This is a genomic window from Anabaenopsis arnoldii (assembly GCF_028331025.1).
GTDB classification, from domain to species: Bacteria; Cyanobacteriota; Cyanobacteriia; order Cyanobacteriales; family Nostocaceae; genus Anabaenopsis; species Anabaenopsis arnoldii.
Window position 1 is genome coordinate 1 of sequence record NZ_JAQMUH010000017.1, and the last position, 16,066, is coordinate 16,066.

Below are 16,066 nucleotides of genomic sequence, written 5' to 3' on the forward strand. Positions count from 1 at the left end.
GCTATTAGTCACAGGTTACCCGATGAATTACAACCCCCTAAATGGCCTGATGCTCCTGTAGGGCGACGGATTGGAGCAGCATTAGAATCATGGGCAAAGGTTTCATCCCTTCCTTTAGAGGTGTTTATTGATGAAATCGATGCTTTAGCTAATGAAACCTTAATTGCTATATTACGACAAATTTGCGATGGTTATCCCAATCGTCCCCAAGGTTTCCCCCAATGTGTAGCCTTAATCGGGATGCGGGATGTACGTGATTATAAAGTAGCTTCTGGCGGTAGTGATAGGTTAAATACCTCTAGCCCTTTTAATATCAAGGTAGAATCTATCACATTAAGTAATTTTACATTAGAAGAGGTAAAAAGTCTATACGCACAACATACCACAGCCACAGGGCAAATCTTTACCCCCGAAGCCATTAACCACGCCTACTATTTAACTCAAGGTCAACCTTGGTTAGTCAATGCGATCGCCCGTCAAGTTACCGAGTATTTAGCAGAAGATGTAAATATCCCCATCACGGTAGATTTAATTAATCAAGCTAAGGATATACTAATTCAAAGGCAAGACACCCATTTAGATAGTCTCGCCGAGCGACTGCGAGAGGATAGGGTAAAAGCAATTATTCAACCCATGTTAGCCGGGGATGAGTTAGGCAACGTTCCTGATGATAATTTGCGCTATGTGTTAGATTTAGGTTTATGTAAACGGGATAGAGGTGGTGGACTGGAAATTGCTAATCCTATCTATAGAGAGGTATTTCCGACAACTTTAGCTAATGTCACAATTGCTTCTTTAACATTTGTTCAACCCCTGTGGTTAACACCCACTGGAAAACTGGATGTAACAGCACTGTTAAATTCATTCTTAGACTTTTGGCGACAACACGGGGAAGCATTATTTAAAAGTACCCCTTACCCAGAAATTGCTCCCCACTTAGTATTAATGGCATTTTTACACCGGGTTGTTAATGGTGGTGGTAGCCTAGAACGAGAATACGCCATAGGCTCTGGGAGGATGGATATATCTTTAAGGTATGGGGATGTAGTCTTAGGGATGGAATTAAAGGTATGGAAACAGGGTAAACCCACCCCATTACAGCAAGGATTGATACATTTAGATAAGTATTTATCAGGATTAAATCTAGATACAGGATGGTTAGTAATATTTGACCGTCGCCCTGATTTACCCCCCATTAGTGACCGAACCACCACGGAAATAGCCCGGAGTCCCCAGGGCAGAAATATCACAGTCATTCGCGGATAGGTTTGTCATCTATCCCTGTCAACCGTCAACCGTCAACTAATATGCACAGTTTTATTCCCCCTGAAAGGTTTTTTCCCTACCTAACTTGGACTGATATCCAAGCTATGCCAAATAAGGAAAATGTGGTTATTATTCAACCTGTGGGCGCTATTGAACAACATGGACCCCATTTACCTTTAATTGTTGATGCTGCTATTGGTGTGGGAGTGTTGGGGGAAGCTCTCAAAAAGCTAGATGCAAGTATTCCCGCTTATGCTTTACCTACCCTATATTATGGTAAATCCAATGAGCATTGGCATTTTCCCGGAACTATTACTTTAAGTACTCAAACCCTGACAGCAGTAATTATGGAAATGGGGGAAAGTATTTACCGCGCTGGGTTTAGAAAATTGGTGTTAATGAACTCACACGGTGGACAACCCCAAGTTATGCAAATGGTAGCCCGGGATTTACATATTCAATATGGTGATTTTTTGGTGTTTCCCTTATTTACTTGGCGTGTGCCTCATATTACCAAAGAATTATTAACACCCAAGGAAGCAGCCCAAGGTATGCACGCCGGAGATGCTGAAACTAGTATTATGCTGGCAATTCTACCAGAACAGGTAAGAATGGATCAAGCTGTTGCTGAGTATCCACCAGAACAAAGACAAAGCAGTTTACTGAGTTTAGAGGGCAAACTACCTGTTTCTTGGGCTACAAAAGATATAAGTAAAACAGGGGTAATTGGCGATGCTACAACCGCAACCAAGGACAAAGGCGATCGCATCCTGGAATCTGTCTCTAACGGTTGGGTACAAGCTATTAAGGATATTTACGCTTTTGTGCAACCACAACCCCGGTGATAATTTCCATAATATCTGTCTACACCCCATTGAGATTTGTTAGTCTAGATATAGTAAAAATAATGGCTAACAGTTACCTGTTTAGACTCAGAGATAATGTTATGACGGCATTTGAACCTCAACAGCTCCGTTCTTATAGCCAGGAAGATGTCCAGAAAATACTTCAGTTAGCGATCGCTCGTCAAGCTGATGACCAAAATAAGGAATTTTCCTATGAGCAACTGTTAGAAATTGCTCAAGAGTTAGATATATCACCAGACTCTCTCAATCTAGCAGAAGTTGACTGGCGATCGCAACGGAGCGAAATTGAACAAAGACAAGCCTTTAACGCCTACCGCATCGGAAAATTTAAGAAACGTCTGGGTAATTACGCAATTCTTAACAGTTTTTTGATGCTGTTAGATTTCGTCGGCGGTGGCGGTCTTACCTGGTCGTTATATTTCTTAATATTTTGCAGCTGCACATTAGGGCTAGATACTTGGAATACCTTTCAAACTAAGGGGGAAGAGTACGAAATGGCTTTTCAAAAGTGGTATCGTAAACATCAAATCAAACAAACCATCAATACAGTGGTGAGTAGGTGGTTTAAGGCCTTACAAATTTAGCTAAAAGCCAAGTTTACCAGAGATAAAACCCCTAGAAAACATCCAGAGGCTTAAACTAACAACAGGTTATTTCATAGCATTTCCCATGCTCGTGAGGTACAATTTTTTTTAGTTTGAGGGAACAGGGAACAGGGAATAGGGAACAGGGAACAGGGAATAGGGAATAGGGAATAGGGAATTGGTGTGTACTTCATGAGCCTGAAAAAGGCTATAAGTTGTTTATTCGTCGCTTTGTAAATATCCCATCGCCGCATCTAATTTAGAAGGATAACCTTCAGCAAACCTTTCAAACCAAAGACCTTCGGAAGAAAACGGATCTAATGTTTTCAACCATGTTTCTGCTTCCCCCCGTAAAGCTGCTAAACCTTGCGCCTTAATTTCAGCTTGGCGAATTTGTTCCTGTTCTATTGCTTGCTGTTTTTGCAACTCCTCAAGCGCATCTTGTTGAGCAAAATCAGTCCGCACCTGCGCCAAAAGACTATCCTCTAAAGATAAAGACTTTGGTGGTGGTGGAGTTGAGGATTTAGCTGTGTTTTTCTGTGGTTGTGGTCCTGGGGATTTACCCTGATGATATTCAGCTTTGAGTTCACCCAGGACTTTGTCAAGAGAATCCATGGTTTTAACTTAATCAGTACCCAATTAAAACTTGAAGAAGCCCAAACCACAAGGGAATCATCTGTGGTTAATTCAATCTTGAACACCGCCAAGCTCAACTAGTCAGTAATAGCATTGAGTAGAACTTCTGATAAACTCATATCTTCCATATCTTCCATGGTCACGGTGTCACAGATATCAAACTTCGCCCCAGCGCTTTGCAAATCATCATCTAAAACCTTGAGAAAGCGGGTAGCTTGTGGGTCTGTACCAACTTGAATCAAGGAAATACTTAATTCTTCATCGGTATCCATGCGGCGAGAAGCTTCGATAATCACCTTCATGACTGCTTTGCGGTCATCGGGTTCTCCATCGGTTACTACCAAGATGATTTCGCCATTGGGCTTAGTTTGACCTGCGCTCTTGCGGTGAAAGTAATTCTCAATTGCATCTTTTAACACAGATGCTAAGTCTGTGGAACCAGATGGGTCATTTTCTTGAAATATTTGTGTGACCTTGGACGCAGTGACATTCTCATAGCGCTTAAATCTACCAGAAAATAAATATACAGTGATCCCATCTGGGTCGAATTGCTCACACTTACTCGCTAAGGCTAGGGTGGATTCTTGTGCAGATTGCCATCTAGTTCTACCACCTTTCTGATCTGGGGTAGCCATGCTCCCGCTTTTGTCGATAATTAGTGTATAGTCCCTACTTTCTAGCATGATTTGATTCCCACTCATAACTATGCCATCTTTAGTATAGCAACTTGTATACAGGCAAGCGATCGCCCCTAGAGTGAGTTAACGCTTGCCATTTAGAGGCTATTATTCCTCTTGGATATCAACCCAAATACTACCTTCTTCCACACGCACAGGGAATACAGGTAGGGTTTTTTGTTGTGAAATCATGGAAAGGACTTTACCTACACCAGGTGGCCATGGACACCAATCTTTTACCTCTCCAGTACCTAAGTCAAAAGCACTGCGATGTATAGGACAAACAATCGCCCCGTCTGCGGTAATTTTGCCATTTTTCATCGGCATTTTTAAATGAGGACAGGTGTTATCTACAGCATAAAGCTGATTCTCATGGTTGACAAGTAAAATTTTACGTGCGCCAACTTTTACTACCTGTCTCCCATTGGGTTCCAGGGACTCAGCCGCAATAACTTTAGTCCAGCCCATTAGGTTCTCCTTTCTTAATGATCTGCTTTCAGTTTCGCGCAATTGTGACCACTGCGATCGCTGGAATTAACTGATTAAACTGAATATTGTGGGTGTACGATCTGATCAGATGTAAATTTCCTCAGACTGGCCTACTTTATGCCGAAAAAACGCACACCTTCATCCCAGTCAGCAACTACAACATCACTGGCGCTGTCATCTATCCATCTTCGCATGGAAAATTTAGACAAAGAACACAAGTGGTTATTAAAACAAATTAAGCGAAAACGGACGGAACTGCAAAACTTTTTGACACAAATGAGTTCCGTAGCCACGGATGTATTAAATCGCTATCATCCCCATTTCCAAGAACTGGTAGATATTGACCGAGAAATTCATACTCTGTTTGATGAAATCTTGAATAAAAGAAAGTTGGGTAAACAGAGCAAAAAAGATATTCAAGCAATTTACTATCAACTCCAATTTGCCAGAATTATCACTCCTGAGCCTAGTAATTATGCAGAATCTCAAGACACAGAGGAGGTAACAGATGATTTCTCACATCAGCAGAGAGAAGAACACAGTCAATACCAAGAACCCCAGGAGAGTCTAAACTTTTCTTCAGTAAACAAATCTGAAGCCGCCAGAAAAATTCGCCAGACATTTCTAAGTTTAGCAGAAATATTTCACCCAGACAAGGTAAAAGATAGGGAAACTCAAATACTGCATACTGAAATTATGAAAGAAATCAACAAAGCTTACCAAGAGGGTGACTTAGCCAGACTCTTGGAAATTGAACAGCAACATCAATCCGGAAAATATATTGATATGAATAATCAAGACGATTTAAATCGTCAATGTATGAGGATAGAACAGCAAAATCAAATCCTCAAAACTCAGTATCATAAATTGAAACAGGAACTTCGCCAAGTGAAAAATACCCCAGAAGGCGCAATGGTTACTGACTGTCGCAAAGCGGCGCGAGCAGGAATAGATGCTATTGCAAGTATGGCAGAACAACTAGAAGCTGAAATTAAAACTATTACTGCTATCCGCGATTTTGTGAGAGCCTTTAGAGAACAGAAAATCACTATCAGCGAATTCCTCGCTAGACCAGAGATTATGCGCACCTTCACCCAAGACACCATAGATGAGCACCTTGAAGAAATGTTTTTTGAGTTGGGTGAAATTATGTTTTTCTAAGAGGATGTTTTAAAAGTGTTTTAGCCTAACCTAACCCTCCCATTGACAGGGGAATGGGACTTGATTTTATTGCTTCGCTTTTTGGTAAGGGGGTATTAATGGGGGTAAAAATATGATAAAAATTCACTCTGGGAAAGTTATAGAACAACTTCTAGAAATCAGAATTAAAAGTTACACAAAATATAATTAGATATCTTATCATGTCCCAAGAAAAAATATTACTCAAACCTGACAGGTTGTGGAAAAGTATCAAGGATCAGACCCAATACGCCTTAGAATGTGGGGCGCTGCTGTCAATACCGACAGATTTTGAATTTGTCGAAGACAATGGCGTTAAATTTTTAGTCAGAATTTTATCTAATCTGCTCCGCAAGGATACAGACAAGGAGCAGCAAAAGAAAAAAACTAATCCCTTTCTTCCCTATGAGCAAGATTTATTCGTTGCCGATATTTCCCAGAGTCATGTTTGTATATTAAACAAGTTCAATGTTGTTGACTATCACCTGCTAATTATTACCCGTGCCTTTGAAGAACAGGAAAAATTACTCACCCTAGAGGATTTTACAGCTATGTGGGCTTGTCTAGCTGAGTTTGAGGGTTTGGCGTTTTACAATGGTGGTAAACTGGCTGGAGCTAGTCAGCCACATAAACACCTGCAAATGGTACCCTTACCACTCACGCTTTCAGGGCTGCAAATACCTATAGAACCCCTACTAACATCTGCAGCATTTGTAGATTCTGTAACTACTATACCAGGATTGCCTTTTGTTCACGCTTTGGGCAAACTAAACCCCAGGGATTCGCCATACACAGCCGCAATAACTACACTAGAGCTATATCATACCTTATTAAGTGCTGTGGGGTTAGAAGCCCTTGACGACAACAGACAATCTGGAGCTTACAATCTTTTAGCTACACGGGAATGGATGTTAATTATACCGCGATCGCGTGAGGATTTTCATGGTATATCTATCAACTCCTTGGGATTTGCGGGGGCGTTGCTGGTACGAAACCAGGAACAAATGCAGATAATTAAACAATACGGCCCAATGAATATCCTCAAGAATGTGGCTTTAGCCGTGCCCTGAGTCAGTATTTCAGTGGTTCAGCCCTAACTGTACCGTGCTCAAACTCCTATTTCTAGATGAATTTAGCAAAATTGGCGGTTTACTTATTTACTTATGTTATGATTCGTATTAACATAGCTTTATGCTTTGTGCTGCACTTCTCATTTCCTCACCAGTATTTGGCGAATTAAGTTACCCGGAGTAACTCAGAATGAGAATGCTACTGGCGACAAACTTGATTCTTTTGAGCCTACAACTATTGCTGAAAAAGAGTAAAGTTTTGTTACAATGTTTTTAACTGTGTTGAAATTATGAATTTTGAGGAACAGAGGCTGGTATTAACTTAATTGAGGGAAACAGGAATTATCCTGAAATTCTCAATAGAGTCTAATCAGTAACTTTCATGTTTAGCTATTTTGTGCTTTGAGACTAATGCAAAACAACAGCAATTAGATGGTCAATAATGGTTGTGATCTCACATCTCATCGCAGAAATAGACAACATAAATAGACAACGATAGGAGTTTGACCAAGTTTAGCCTTGGGTAAGTTGCTAGAGTCAAAATACAGTGGGACTAGTTAACAATTAGAGAAAGTTTCTAGAAATCCACTGTCGTTCTCAGCTAAATAGAATGTGATGAGTTTAGCAATATAAGGTTTGATGTCATGCTAAGAAACAGCGAAATCGGGGTTAATCATGGTTCTAACCTCAAATTAAAGCTTGGAGATCAACATTACACATATTTTTCCAGGACTGGAATTTTAAGGAATCTCACCATCGGAAAGCCACTAAAATAAAAGATAGTGGAATGAATCTTTCCACTATTGAAGTCAAGAATCCCCAGATGCGAAGTGGATCTGTGATATTCACAAATCTGGGACATTTGACTAGTTTAAGTGTGCTCTCCCATGAGAGCTTAACCGAATTACATAATTTACTCCGATGAATGGTTTTGTCTAATCACATTACCAGTCAGTAAAAAAATTAAGCTTTTTTATGGAAAGCTCATTTTGTCTTGTTTTTGTTCTCAAAAGCGCAAAAGCATGATTTTTTGCTGGCGTTCATCCATCAGGGTAAATCGTAATTTTTGCCGAAATAGTGAATTTTTTAGTTGGAATCCAGTCAAGAAACATGAATAAAGTTCAAGCATCCTTTAAAGCTACAGAAAGTGTGTTTCACGTGGAAGGTTACGAAAAAATTGACTTTAGTCTTGTCTATGTGAATGGTGCATTTGATATCAAAAACAGAGAAATTGCTGACAGCTATGAGAAATTTGGCCGCTGTCTAACCGTGATTGATGCTAATGTCTATGAACTTTATGGTCAGCAAATCAACTCATATTTCCAGCACTATGAGATTAAACTGACAGTATTTCCCATCATCATTACTGAACCCGCTAAAACCTTAGAAACTTTTGAAAAAATTGTCGATGCTTTTTCCAACTTTGGCTTAGTTCGTAAGGAACCGGTTTTAGTCGTTGGTGGTGGTCTAGTTACTGATGTGGCGGGATTTGCTTGCGCTGCTTACCGTCGTAAGAGTAACTATATTCGGGTTCCTACCACCTTAATTGGTTTAATTGATGCAGGTGTAGCGATTAAGGTCGCAGTTAATCATCGCAAGTTGAAAAATCGCTTGGGAGCATATCATGCACCTTTGAAGGTAATTCTGGACTTCTCATTTTTGAAGACCTTGCCAATATCTCAAGTTCGCAATGGGATGGCAGAATTAGTTAAGATTGCTGTAGTTTCTAACTCGCAAGTGTTTGAACTACTATACGAATATGGCGAACAACTGCTTTCCACTCACTTTGGACACGTGAATGCTACAGCAGAACTTAAAGAGATTGCCCATAAGGTGAACTATGAGGCTATCAAGACTATGCTAGAGTTGGAAACTCCTAACTTGCATGAAATAGACCTTGATCGCGTCATTGCTTACGGACACACTTGGAGTCCTACCCTAGAATTAGCACCCCGCGTACCTCTCTATCATGGTCATGCGGTAAACATAGATATGGCTTTGTCTGCAACCATCGCGGCAAAACGGGGGTATATTTTTACAGCGGAGCGCGATCGCATCCTAGATTTGATGAGTCGTATAGGTTTATCTCTGGATCATCCTCTACTAAATAGCGATTTGCTCTGGTATGCTACCGAGTCTATCAGCTTAACACGAGATGGCAAACAACGCGCTGCTATGCCTCGTCCCATTGGTGAGTGCTTCTTTGTTAATGATCTCACCCGTGAAGAACTTGATGCGGCTTTAGTTGAACATAAAAAACTTTGTGCTCAATACCCCCGGAAGGGAGAAGGGGTTGATGCATACATTGAAACTCAAGAAGCCAAACTACTGGAGGTGTAAAGGGATGACCAGTATTGTAGGAAAACAAACAGCTAGACCAATAACCCCACATAGCATCTTAGTCCTCCAGCTAGAGAAAACCCTGAAATTAGCACAACAAAGCAATATTCCCCCAGAGATATTAGATTCCCTGCGCCAGTCCGTGCAATTAGCAGCAGGTTTAGACCCCTATTTGGATGATTACACCACCCCGGAATCTAGACCCTTAGCAGCATTGGCGCAAAAAACTAGTCAAGAAGATTGGGGTAAACGCTTTAGCGATCGCGAAACAGTGCGTCAATTAGAGCAGGAAATGCTCTCAGGACATCTAGAGGGACAGACATTGAAAATGTTTGTTCACATGACCAAAGCCAAGCGCATTCTAGAAGTAGGAATGTTCACCGGATATTCAGCTTTAGCTATGGCTGAAGCTTTACCAAGGGATGGAAAACTGATAGCTTGTGAAGTAGACTCCTATGTGGCAAAATTTGCTCAAGCTTGCTTTGGTGAATCTCCAGACGGCTATAAAATAGTTGTAGAAGTAGCACCAGCCCTAGAGACTCTACACAAATTAGCAGCCAGAAAAGAATCATTTGATTTGATTTTCATCGATGCTGACAAAAAGGAGTATGTAGAGTACTTCCACACTATCTTAGACCATCATTTACTAACCACCGATGGCTTAATATGCGTGGATAATACGTTGTTACAGGGACAAGTTTATTTACCACCAGAACAACGCACAGCCAATGGTCAAGCGATCGCACAGTTTAATTCTGTAGTCGCCGCCGATCCTCGTGTGGAGCAAGTTCTCTTACCCATCCGAGATGGTGTGACTCTGATTAGACGCATAGCGTAACCAAGCTTTCAGGGAGATGAACAGGATCAATGCTTCCTCATCTCCCCCTACCTTCCTATTCTTGATATTTAGTGATAGATCAAACCTGACAACCGGCTTTCATGGTAACAATACTGACTACATTCAAAACTCTTGGTACCCTCGTCTTATTACTAATAGCCTTACCCTTCAATGCTTTGATAGTATTAACATCTTTGCTGTGGAGCCTTGTGAAATCGCCATTCACCCAAAAAAAAGCTCAACAGCAGACTATCCTGGTAAGTGGAGCCAAGATGACCAAAGCATTGCAACTGGCTCGTTGTTTCCATGCAGACGGACACAGAGTTATTCTGATTGAAACTCACAAATACTGGTTATCTGGTCATAGATTCTCCCGTTCTGTCAGTGCTTTTTATACAGTTCCAGCACCTCAATCAGACCCAGACGGCTATATCCAGGCCTTAGTAGAAATCGTGAGAAAAGAGCAAGTTGACGTTTATGTACCTGTATGTAGCCCTGTAGCTAGTTACTACGACTCCTTGGCAAAGCCAATACTATCAGAATACTGCGAGGTTTTCCACTTTGATGCAGATATTACCAAGATGCTAGATGATAAATTTGCTTTTACCCAGCAGGCGCGAAAGCTTGGTTTATCCGTCCCCAAGTCCTTTAAAATCACCGATCCACAACAAGTTATCAATTTTGATTTTAGTCAAGAAACCCGCAAATATATTCTCAAAAATCTGGCTTACGACTCTGTTCGCCGCTTAAATTTAACCAAACTTCCCTGCGAAACCCCAGAGGAGACAGCGGCCTTTGTCAACAGTTTACCCATCAGTTCCGAAAACCCTTGGATTATGCAAGAGTTTATTCCTGGTAAGGAGTTATGTACACATAGCACAGTGCGGGACGGGGAATTAAGACTACATTGTTGCTCCCACTCTTCTGCATTTCAAATCAACTATGAAAACGTCGAAAATCCCCAAATTCGTGAATGGGTGCAACACTTCGTTAAAAGTTTAGCACTGACTGGGCAAGTTTCCTTTGACTTTATCCAAGCTGAAGATGGGACAGTTTACGCCATTGAATGCAATCCCCGTACCCATTCGGCGATCACAATGTTCTACAATCATCCTGGTGTTGCACAAGCCTATCTTGGTAAGACTCCCCTACCTACAGTTTTGGAACCCCTAGCAACTAGCAAGCCCACTTACTGGATATATCACGAAATCTGGCGACTAACTGGTATCCGTTCCTGGAAACAATTGCAAACATCTGTGAATACCCTCCTCAAGGGTACTGATGCTATTTTCTGCTTTGATGACCCTGTACCATTTTTGACTCTACATCATTGGCAGATTACCTTGCTCTTGCTGAAAAATCTACAACAGCTTAAAGGTTGGGTAAAAATAGATTTCAATATTGGCAAGTTGGTAGAGTTAGGTGGCGATTAAAAGATAAATTTTTCCTTGGCTGCTATTTATAGGAAAGTCTATTATGTCTGTACTTCGTATTCTGCATTTGGTGGGGTCTGCATACAATGAGTTTTATAGTCATTTATCACGCCTTTATGCTCAAGACTGTTTGACAGCAACGGCAGATTCATCACGCTATGATTTTCAGATTGCATACGTTACACCTGATGGCCAGTGGCGTTTTCCTCCCTCTCTTAGTCCAGAGGATATCGCTATCACTAAACCGATGTCTCTAGGGGATGCTGTTAAATTTATTACATCGCAAAACATTGACCTGGCGTTACCACAAATGTTTTGTATTCCGGGAATGACTTACTACCGCGCCCTATTCGACCTGCTGAATATTCCTTATATTGGCAATACTGCCGATATTATGGCAATAGGTAGCCACAAAGCCAGAACTAAAGCAATTGTCGCTGCAGCAGGAGTGAAAGTACCTCGAGGAGAATTACTCCGCCCAGGAGATATACCCACAATTACACCACCAGTAGTCATCAAACCCGTTAGTTCTGACAATTCTTTAGGAGTGGCTTTAGTCAAGGAGGCTACTGATTATCAGGCTGCTTTGCAGACAGCATTTCAATATGCAGATGAGGTGATTGTAGAAACATTCATCCCACTCGGTCGAGAAGTTAGATGTGGTATCCTTGTTAAGGACGGAGAGTTATTGGGTTTACCCCTAGAAGAGTATAAGTTAGACCCCCACGACAAACCTATCCGCAAATATGCTGATAAACTCAAGGAAACCGATGATGGTAACTTGGATTTTAGCGCTAAAGATCACACCAAGTCTTGGATTGTGGACTGTAATGACCCTATGACCCCACGGGTGCAGGAAGTAGCTAAACTCTGTCATCAGGCCTTGGGTTGTCGCCACTATAGTTTATTTGATTTCCGCATCGATCCAGATGGACAACCTTGGTTTTTAGAGGCTGGTTTATATTGTTCTTTTTCTCCGAGAAGTGTGATTTCCTCCATGGCCAAAACAGCGGGAATTCCTCTCAATGAATTATTCATGACGGTTATTCATGAAACTTTGCGTAGTAATCAATGAAATTTACTCAATTTCTGTTACTAGCCATTGCCATTCAGTAACTACATTCTCAGGTATATTGATCAGCAATGGCTTGACATTTTTAGTCGGCACATATAGTTTAAGTGCATCGGTGGTTCCTAGTTGGGGGAGAATTTTAGTTAATTCATATTCACCCACATTGGGAGCAGGTGCAGTTAAGCTATAGGCATCTGATGCACTCAATAGTTTTCCTGATGTTGTCTCAATTACTAATGGTTGCGGGTGAGCAATTTCTACAATCCCCGGAAAACCCACTAGGCGTAATCTTAAATCTTTGATTGTACTTTTGTCATCTTGTTTGAACAATAGCACCTGCCAAGTATAGCCTTTTTCATCTTTGATAGATACTTGGGAGTGATAGCGCAAAACACCAGGGGAATCATGATGTTGTCGCAGTAATGCCTCTGCTGATTGCACACCCCATGCACTAAAAGTCAAGGTGACCAGGATTACTATAGCCCAAGTCCAGAAGTATTGCCAGACTTTTTGCTTGAGGTCATACATACGGTCAAGGGAATTCTCATGAGTAGAAACACAAAACCCGAACTACCCTAACTATAGCGTCAGTTGAGATAGGAAGTCCTCATTTTAGATTTATGTCGGAGTGTCAAATTAAATTATTTCTTGTCCTCGATGATGAGCCGCTTGTAATAATAAAGACTCCGCAAAAGCGATCGCATCTGTGGCGGACTTACCACCAGCTAACTGCGCCAGTTCTTCCCGGCGATTGGTCATATTCTCTAAACTAGTGACTCTTACCACCGTCCTAATTTCAGTATTATTACTTAGGCAAATAGTTTTTTTATCTACACGAAAATGTCTGTCAGCCATCGCCGCCACTAGGGGCTGATGGGTAACACATAAAACTTGGTTATTTTGACTTAGCTGGTGTAATTTTTCTGCGATCGCTTGGGCGACCCTCCCAGAAACCCCCACATCAATTTCATCAAATATCATAGTTTCCGCCGCATCCCCTCGGGAAAAACAAGCTTTCAGCGCCAGTAAAAAGCGACTCATTTCCCCCCCGGAAGCGATCGCTATTAAAGGTTGCAGGGGTTCCCCAGGGTTAGGACTAAACATAAAGGTAATTTTGTCCGCACCAGTGGCTGTGGGGGAAATAGGCACGATCTCCACTTGAAACTTTACCTTTTCCATAGCTAAAGGCTTGAGTTCACACAGTAATTCAGATTCTAAATCCGCAGCGGTTTGCCGACGCAATTTAGTTAACTGTTCACAGACTTGGGTTAGATGGGCAAAACAGGCCATTTCCTGCTGTTCTAGACTTTCAATCGACTGTTCACCGTCATTGAGTTCTGCCAACTCGTCTAGTATGCGTTGGTAGTGGGCGATCGCCTCTGTGAGGGTAGGGCCATACTTACGACAAATTTGCTTTAATTCTTGAATGCGCTCTTCTACTTCTTGCAATCTTTGGGGGTCGGCTTCTAAACTACTGCCGTAAGTATTAATTTGCCTTCCCACTTCCATGATCATAGTTTGAGCATCCCTGACCAGATCTAACAAAGGTTGTAATTGGCCATCGTACTCCACCATATCAGTTAATGTCGCCTCGCTGTCTGCTAATAAATCCGTTACAGAAGGTGTCTCATTATCGTTTTGATACAAGGATTGATACACCTTGTAACTCATCTGTTGCAGTTCCACTACATGATTGAGACGTTCCCGTTCTTGCTGGAGTTGTTCCCATTCCAGAGGATCTTGGAGGTTAGCAGTTCTCAATTCTTGGATTTGATACCTGAGCAAATCGAGTTGCTGTAGACGTTCCCTTTCTGATGTCCGGCGTTTTTCCAAGACCAGATAAGCTCTTTGATAAGCACTAAAGGCTGTGGCAATGATTTGACGCTGTTGCATCAGTAAGTCACCACCATACACATCTAACCATTCTCGGACTTGGGCCGGCTGTCCTACCTGTAAAGTTTGACCTTGGGCGGTGATTTCCACCAGGCGATCGCGCAGCCCTCCCATGATCTGGCGATTCACTAACACCCCATTTACCCGCGATCTACTACGGATATTACTACTACTGCCAGTAATTTCTCGGCTAACTATTACACAGTTATCTTCAATTAAATCGATTTCCTGTGCTATCAACCAAGTGGTTAAGGAAGGTGATAGGGTGAAAGTAGCTTCTACCAGTGAACGATTCGTTCCCGTGCGAATAACTCGACTAGAGATTTTACCCCCCAAAGCCGCATCAATGGCATCCAAGATAATGGATTTTCCCGCACCGGTTTCACCTGTTAGTACATTGAGACCAGGGCCAAATTCCAGCTCTAGTTGATCAATCAGGGCAAAATTTTCGATTCGCAGCCAAAGCAACATCAAGCCAAATTCTCCAAGAGGACAGATGCGGGTACTTTTAACTTACAGAACACTAAGCAGGTTATTTTTCTTACTTCTTGGTGCATTGTGGGCATATTGTTATGATACAACGCTTTTCTCTGGAAAGTCTATAATTGTTCCCCCTATAAGTATCAGTTGAGGATAGGGAATATCGAGATATTATTGAACTAGTAAGCCATTTTACTAGTTATTAGTAGTTTGGAGTGGATAACCCGCCCTGATAACTTGGGGAAAAACTCTAATTTATCCCTGTTTGAGGGATGATTCTTTGTAAACTTATTGTTACAATACTTTACATGCTTAATCCTCTCGGTGGCTTCCTTCATGATTGTTAAGACACTTTCCCCGACTTCGCGCAAAACCGAGGACGAACCACAAGTTACTCCAGTAGTAACAGAAAATGGCATATCAACCTTAGTTGTTGATTCACCAAAATCTATGATTAACCAAAAGTCCGATACTGAGGCTATACCTTACGATCCCCAAGAGATTAGGGAACATTATCGCCAGCGCCCCCTAAAAGTTGTGCGGCGTATTTTCGCAGTCTTAGGGCCGACCCTTTCCTTTCTATTTGGGTTGTGGTGGGACAACCGCCGGGGAATAGTGGTGAAAAAAGACCCCCGTCGAGCTGTTCAACTGCGAGAACTACTCACGAAATTGGGGCCGGCTTACATTAAAATCGGACAGGCTTTATCTACTAGACCAGATTTGGTTCCCCCCGCATATCTAGAAGAATTAACTAGGTTACAAGACCAATTACCGCCGTTTCCTAACGCCATCGCTTACCAATTTATTGAAGAAGAATTAGGCGCACCACCAGAGGAAATTTACGCCCAACTCTCCGAACAGCCCATTGCGGCGGCTTCTCTGGGGCAAGTTTATAAAGGTAAATTGAAAACTGGTGAAGAAGTCGCTATTAAAGTCCAACGCCCTGATTTAAGAGAAGCAATTACTATTGACTTGTTTATTTTGCGCCAACTCGCCGCTTGGGTAAAAAATAAAGTTAAACGAATACGCAGTGACTTAGTTGGTATCCTCGATGAATTAGGCGATCGCATCTTTGAAGAGATGGATTATATTCATGAGGGAGAAAATCAGGACTTACGCAACTGGCACAAATAGGGAGCGGAGGGAGCCGCGCCACGGGACAATTTCAATTAAACCAAGCACATAGGAATACTTGGGCGTTTGAGTTGCTGTATTAAATAATTAGACAGCAAATTATGCTTGA

Annotated in this window: 14 protein-coding genes and 1 pseudogene; 10 read left to right on the forward strand and 5 right to left on the reverse strand. The window is 41.7% G+C overall.

The annotated features are described in order from the left end of the window. The 3 genes from PN457_RS01490 to PN457_RS01500 form a co-directional block, all read left to right on the forward strand. Nucleotides 1-1,266: ATP-binding protein (locus tag PN457_RS01490; RefSeq protein ID WP_271730846.1), on the forward strand; the 1,266-nt coding region annotated here is incomplete at its 5' end. Between the two features lie 41 nt (nucleotides 1,267-1,307). After that, a complete protein-coding gene (locus PN457_RS01495; protein ID WP_271730863.1) occupies nucleotides 1,308-2,111 on the forward strand; it encodes a creatininase family protein in 804 nt (267 codons plus the stop codon). 101 nt (nucleotides 2,112-2,212) lie between these two features. After that, entirely contained in the window at nucleotides 2,213-2,716 is a 504-nt protein-coding gene (locus PN457_RS01500) for a 2TM domain-containing protein (protein WP_271730847.1), read from the forward strand. 219 nt (nucleotides 2,717-2,935) lie between these two features. Here PN457_RS01500 and PN457_RS01505 read toward each other — a convergent pair whose 3' ends face one another. From PN457_RS01505 to PN457_RS01515, 3 genes are all read right to left on the reverse strand, one after another. Then, nucleotides 2,936-3,331, reverse strand: a complete 396-nt coding sequence (locus PN457_RS01505) for a salt stress protein, Slr1339 family (RefSeq protein WP_271730849.1) — start codon at nucleotides 3,329-3,331, stop codon at nucleotides 2,936-2,938. 98 nt (nucleotides 3,332-3,429) lie between these two features. After that, complete coding sequence (locus PN457_RS01510) at nucleotides 3,430-4,035, reverse strand: vWA domain-containing protein (RefSeq protein WP_271730850.1); 606 nt, start codon at nucleotides 4,033-4,035, stop codon at nucleotides 3,430-3,432. A gap of 102 nt (nucleotides 4,036-4,137) precedes the next feature. Then, nucleotides 4,138-4,497 carry a Rieske (2Fe-2S) protein gene (locus PN457_RS01515; protein ID WP_271730851.1) on the reverse strand — a complete coding sequence of 120 codons (360 nt, stop codon included), beginning with the start codon at nucleotides 4,495-4,497 and terminating at the stop codon, nucleotides 4,138-4,140. Nucleotides 4,498-4,635: 138 nt separating this feature from the next. On the opposite strand from PN457_RS01515, the gene PN457_RS01520 reads away from it, so the two are divergent. The 6 genes from PN457_RS01520 to PN457_RS01545 all read left to right on the forward strand — a co-directional run bounded on the left by PN457_RS01520 (nucleotide 4,636) and on the right by PN457_RS01545 (nucleotide 12,453). Then, complete coding sequence (locus tag PN457_RS01520) at nucleotides 4,636-5,679, forward strand: J domain-containing protein (RefSeq protein WP_271730852.1); 1,044 nt, start codon at nucleotides 4,636-4,638, stop codon at nucleotides 5,677-5,679. Between the two features lie 200 nt (nucleotides 5,680-5,879). Next, on the forward strand, nucleotides 5,880-6,767 hold the full coding sequence (locus tag PN457_RS01525; protein ID WP_271730854.1) for an ATP adenylyltransferase family protein: 888 nt from the start codon (nucleotides 5,880-5,882) through the stop codon (nucleotides 6,765-6,767). Nucleotides 6,768-7,877: 1,110 nt separating this feature from the next. Then, complete coding sequence (locus tag PN457_RS01530; RefSeq protein WP_271730855.1) at nucleotides 7,878-9,107, forward strand: sedoheptulose 7-phosphate cyclase; 1,230 nt, start codon at nucleotides 7,878-7,880, stop codon at nucleotides 9,105-9,107. A gap of 4 nt (nucleotides 9,108-9,111) precedes the next feature. After that, nucleotides 9,112-9,945: an O-methyltransferase gene (locus tag PN457_RS01535; protein ID WP_271730857.1), complete on the forward strand. Its 834-nt coding sequence runs from the start codon at nucleotides 9,112-9,114 to the stop codon at nucleotides 9,943-9,945. 101 nt (nucleotides 9,946-10,046) lie between these two features. Beyond that, a complete protein-coding gene (locus PN457_RS01540; RefSeq protein WP_271730859.1) occupies nucleotides 10,047-11,378 on the forward strand; it encodes an ATP-grasp domain-containing protein in 1,332 nt (443 codons plus the stop codon). A gap of 43 nt (nucleotides 11,379-11,421) precedes the next feature. Continuing rightward, entirely contained in the window at nucleotides 11,422-12,453 is a 1,032-nt protein-coding gene (locus PN457_RS01545; RefSeq protein ID WP_271730860.1) for a D-alanine--D-alanine ligase family protein, read from the forward strand. Between the two features lie 3 nt (nucleotides 12,454-12,456). Here PN457_RS01545 and PN457_RS01550 read toward each other — a convergent pair whose 3' ends face one another. Continuing rightward, on the reverse strand, nucleotides 12,457-12,978 hold the full coding sequence (locus tag PN457_RS01550; protein WP_271730861.1) for a DUF3122 domain-containing protein: 522 nt from the start codon (nucleotides 12,976-12,978) through the stop codon (nucleotides 12,457-12,459). Nucleotides 12,979-13,086: 108 nt separating this feature from the next. Continuing rightward, nucleotides 13,087-14,814, reverse strand: coding sequence for a DNA repair protein RecN (gene recN / locus PN457_RS01555; RefSeq protein ID WP_271730862.1), 1,728 nt, complete (start codon nucleotides 14,812-14,814; stop codon nucleotides 13,087-13,089). Between the two features lie 345 nt (nucleotides 14,815-15,159). Here recN and PN457_RS01560 point away from each other — a divergent pair. Continuing rightward, a pseudogene (locus PN457_RS01560) lies at nucleotides 15,160-15,936 on the forward strand (ABC1 kinase family protein); the annotation flags it as partial. Nucleotides 15,937-16,066: the final 130 nt, after the last annotated feature.

Coding starts and splice junctions, on each gene's coding strand:
- PN457_RS01525 (WP_271730854.1), top strand. CDS start 5,880: ATGTCCCAAGAAAAAATATTACTCAAACCTGACAGGTTGTGGAAAAGT.
- PN457_RS01520 (WP_271730852.1), top strand. CDS start 4,636: ATGCCGAAAAAACGCACACCTTCATCCCAGTCAGCAACTACAACATCA.
- PN457_RS01545 (WP_271730860.1), top strand. CDS start 11,422: ATGTCTGTACTTCGTATTCTGCATTTGGTGGGGTCTGCATACAATGAG.
- PN457_RS01530 (WP_271730855.1), top strand. CDS start 7,878: ATGAATAAAGTTCAAGCATCCTTTAAAGCTACAGAAAGTGTGTTTCAC.
- PN457_RS01505 (WP_271730849.1), bottom strand. CDS start 3,331: ATGGATTCTCTTGACAAAGTCCTGGGTGAACTCAAAGCTGAATATCAT.
- PN457_RS01495 (WP_271730863.1), top strand. CDS start 1,308: ATGCACAGTTTTATTCCCCCTGAAAGGTTTTTTCCCTACCTAACTTGG.
- PN457_RS01500 (WP_271730847.1), top strand. CDS start 2,213: ATGACGGCATTTGAACCTCAACAGCTCCGTTCTTATAGCCAGGAAGAT.
- recN (WP_271730862.1), bottom strand. CDS start 14,814: ATGTTGCTTTGGCTGCGAATCGAAAATTTTGCCCTGATTGATCAACTA.
- PN457_RS01540 (WP_271730859.1), top strand. CDS start 10,047: ATGGTAACAATACTGACTACATTCAAAACTCTTGGTACCCTCGTCTTA.
- PN457_RS01515 (WP_271730851.1), bottom strand. CDS start 4,497: ATGGGCTGGACTAAAGTTATTGCGGCTGAGTCCCTGGAACCCAATGGG.
- PN457_RS01535 (WP_271730857.1), top strand. CDS start 9,112: ATGACCAGTATTGTAGGAAAACAAACAGCTAGACCAATAACCCCACAT.
- PN457_RS01550 (WP_271730861.1), bottom strand. CDS start 12,978: ATGTATGACCTCAAGCAAAAAGTCTGGCAATACTTCTGGACTTGGGCT.
- PN457_RS01510 (WP_271730850.1), bottom strand. CDS start 4,035: ATGCTAGAAAGTAGGGACTATACACTAATTATCGACAAAAGCGGGAGC.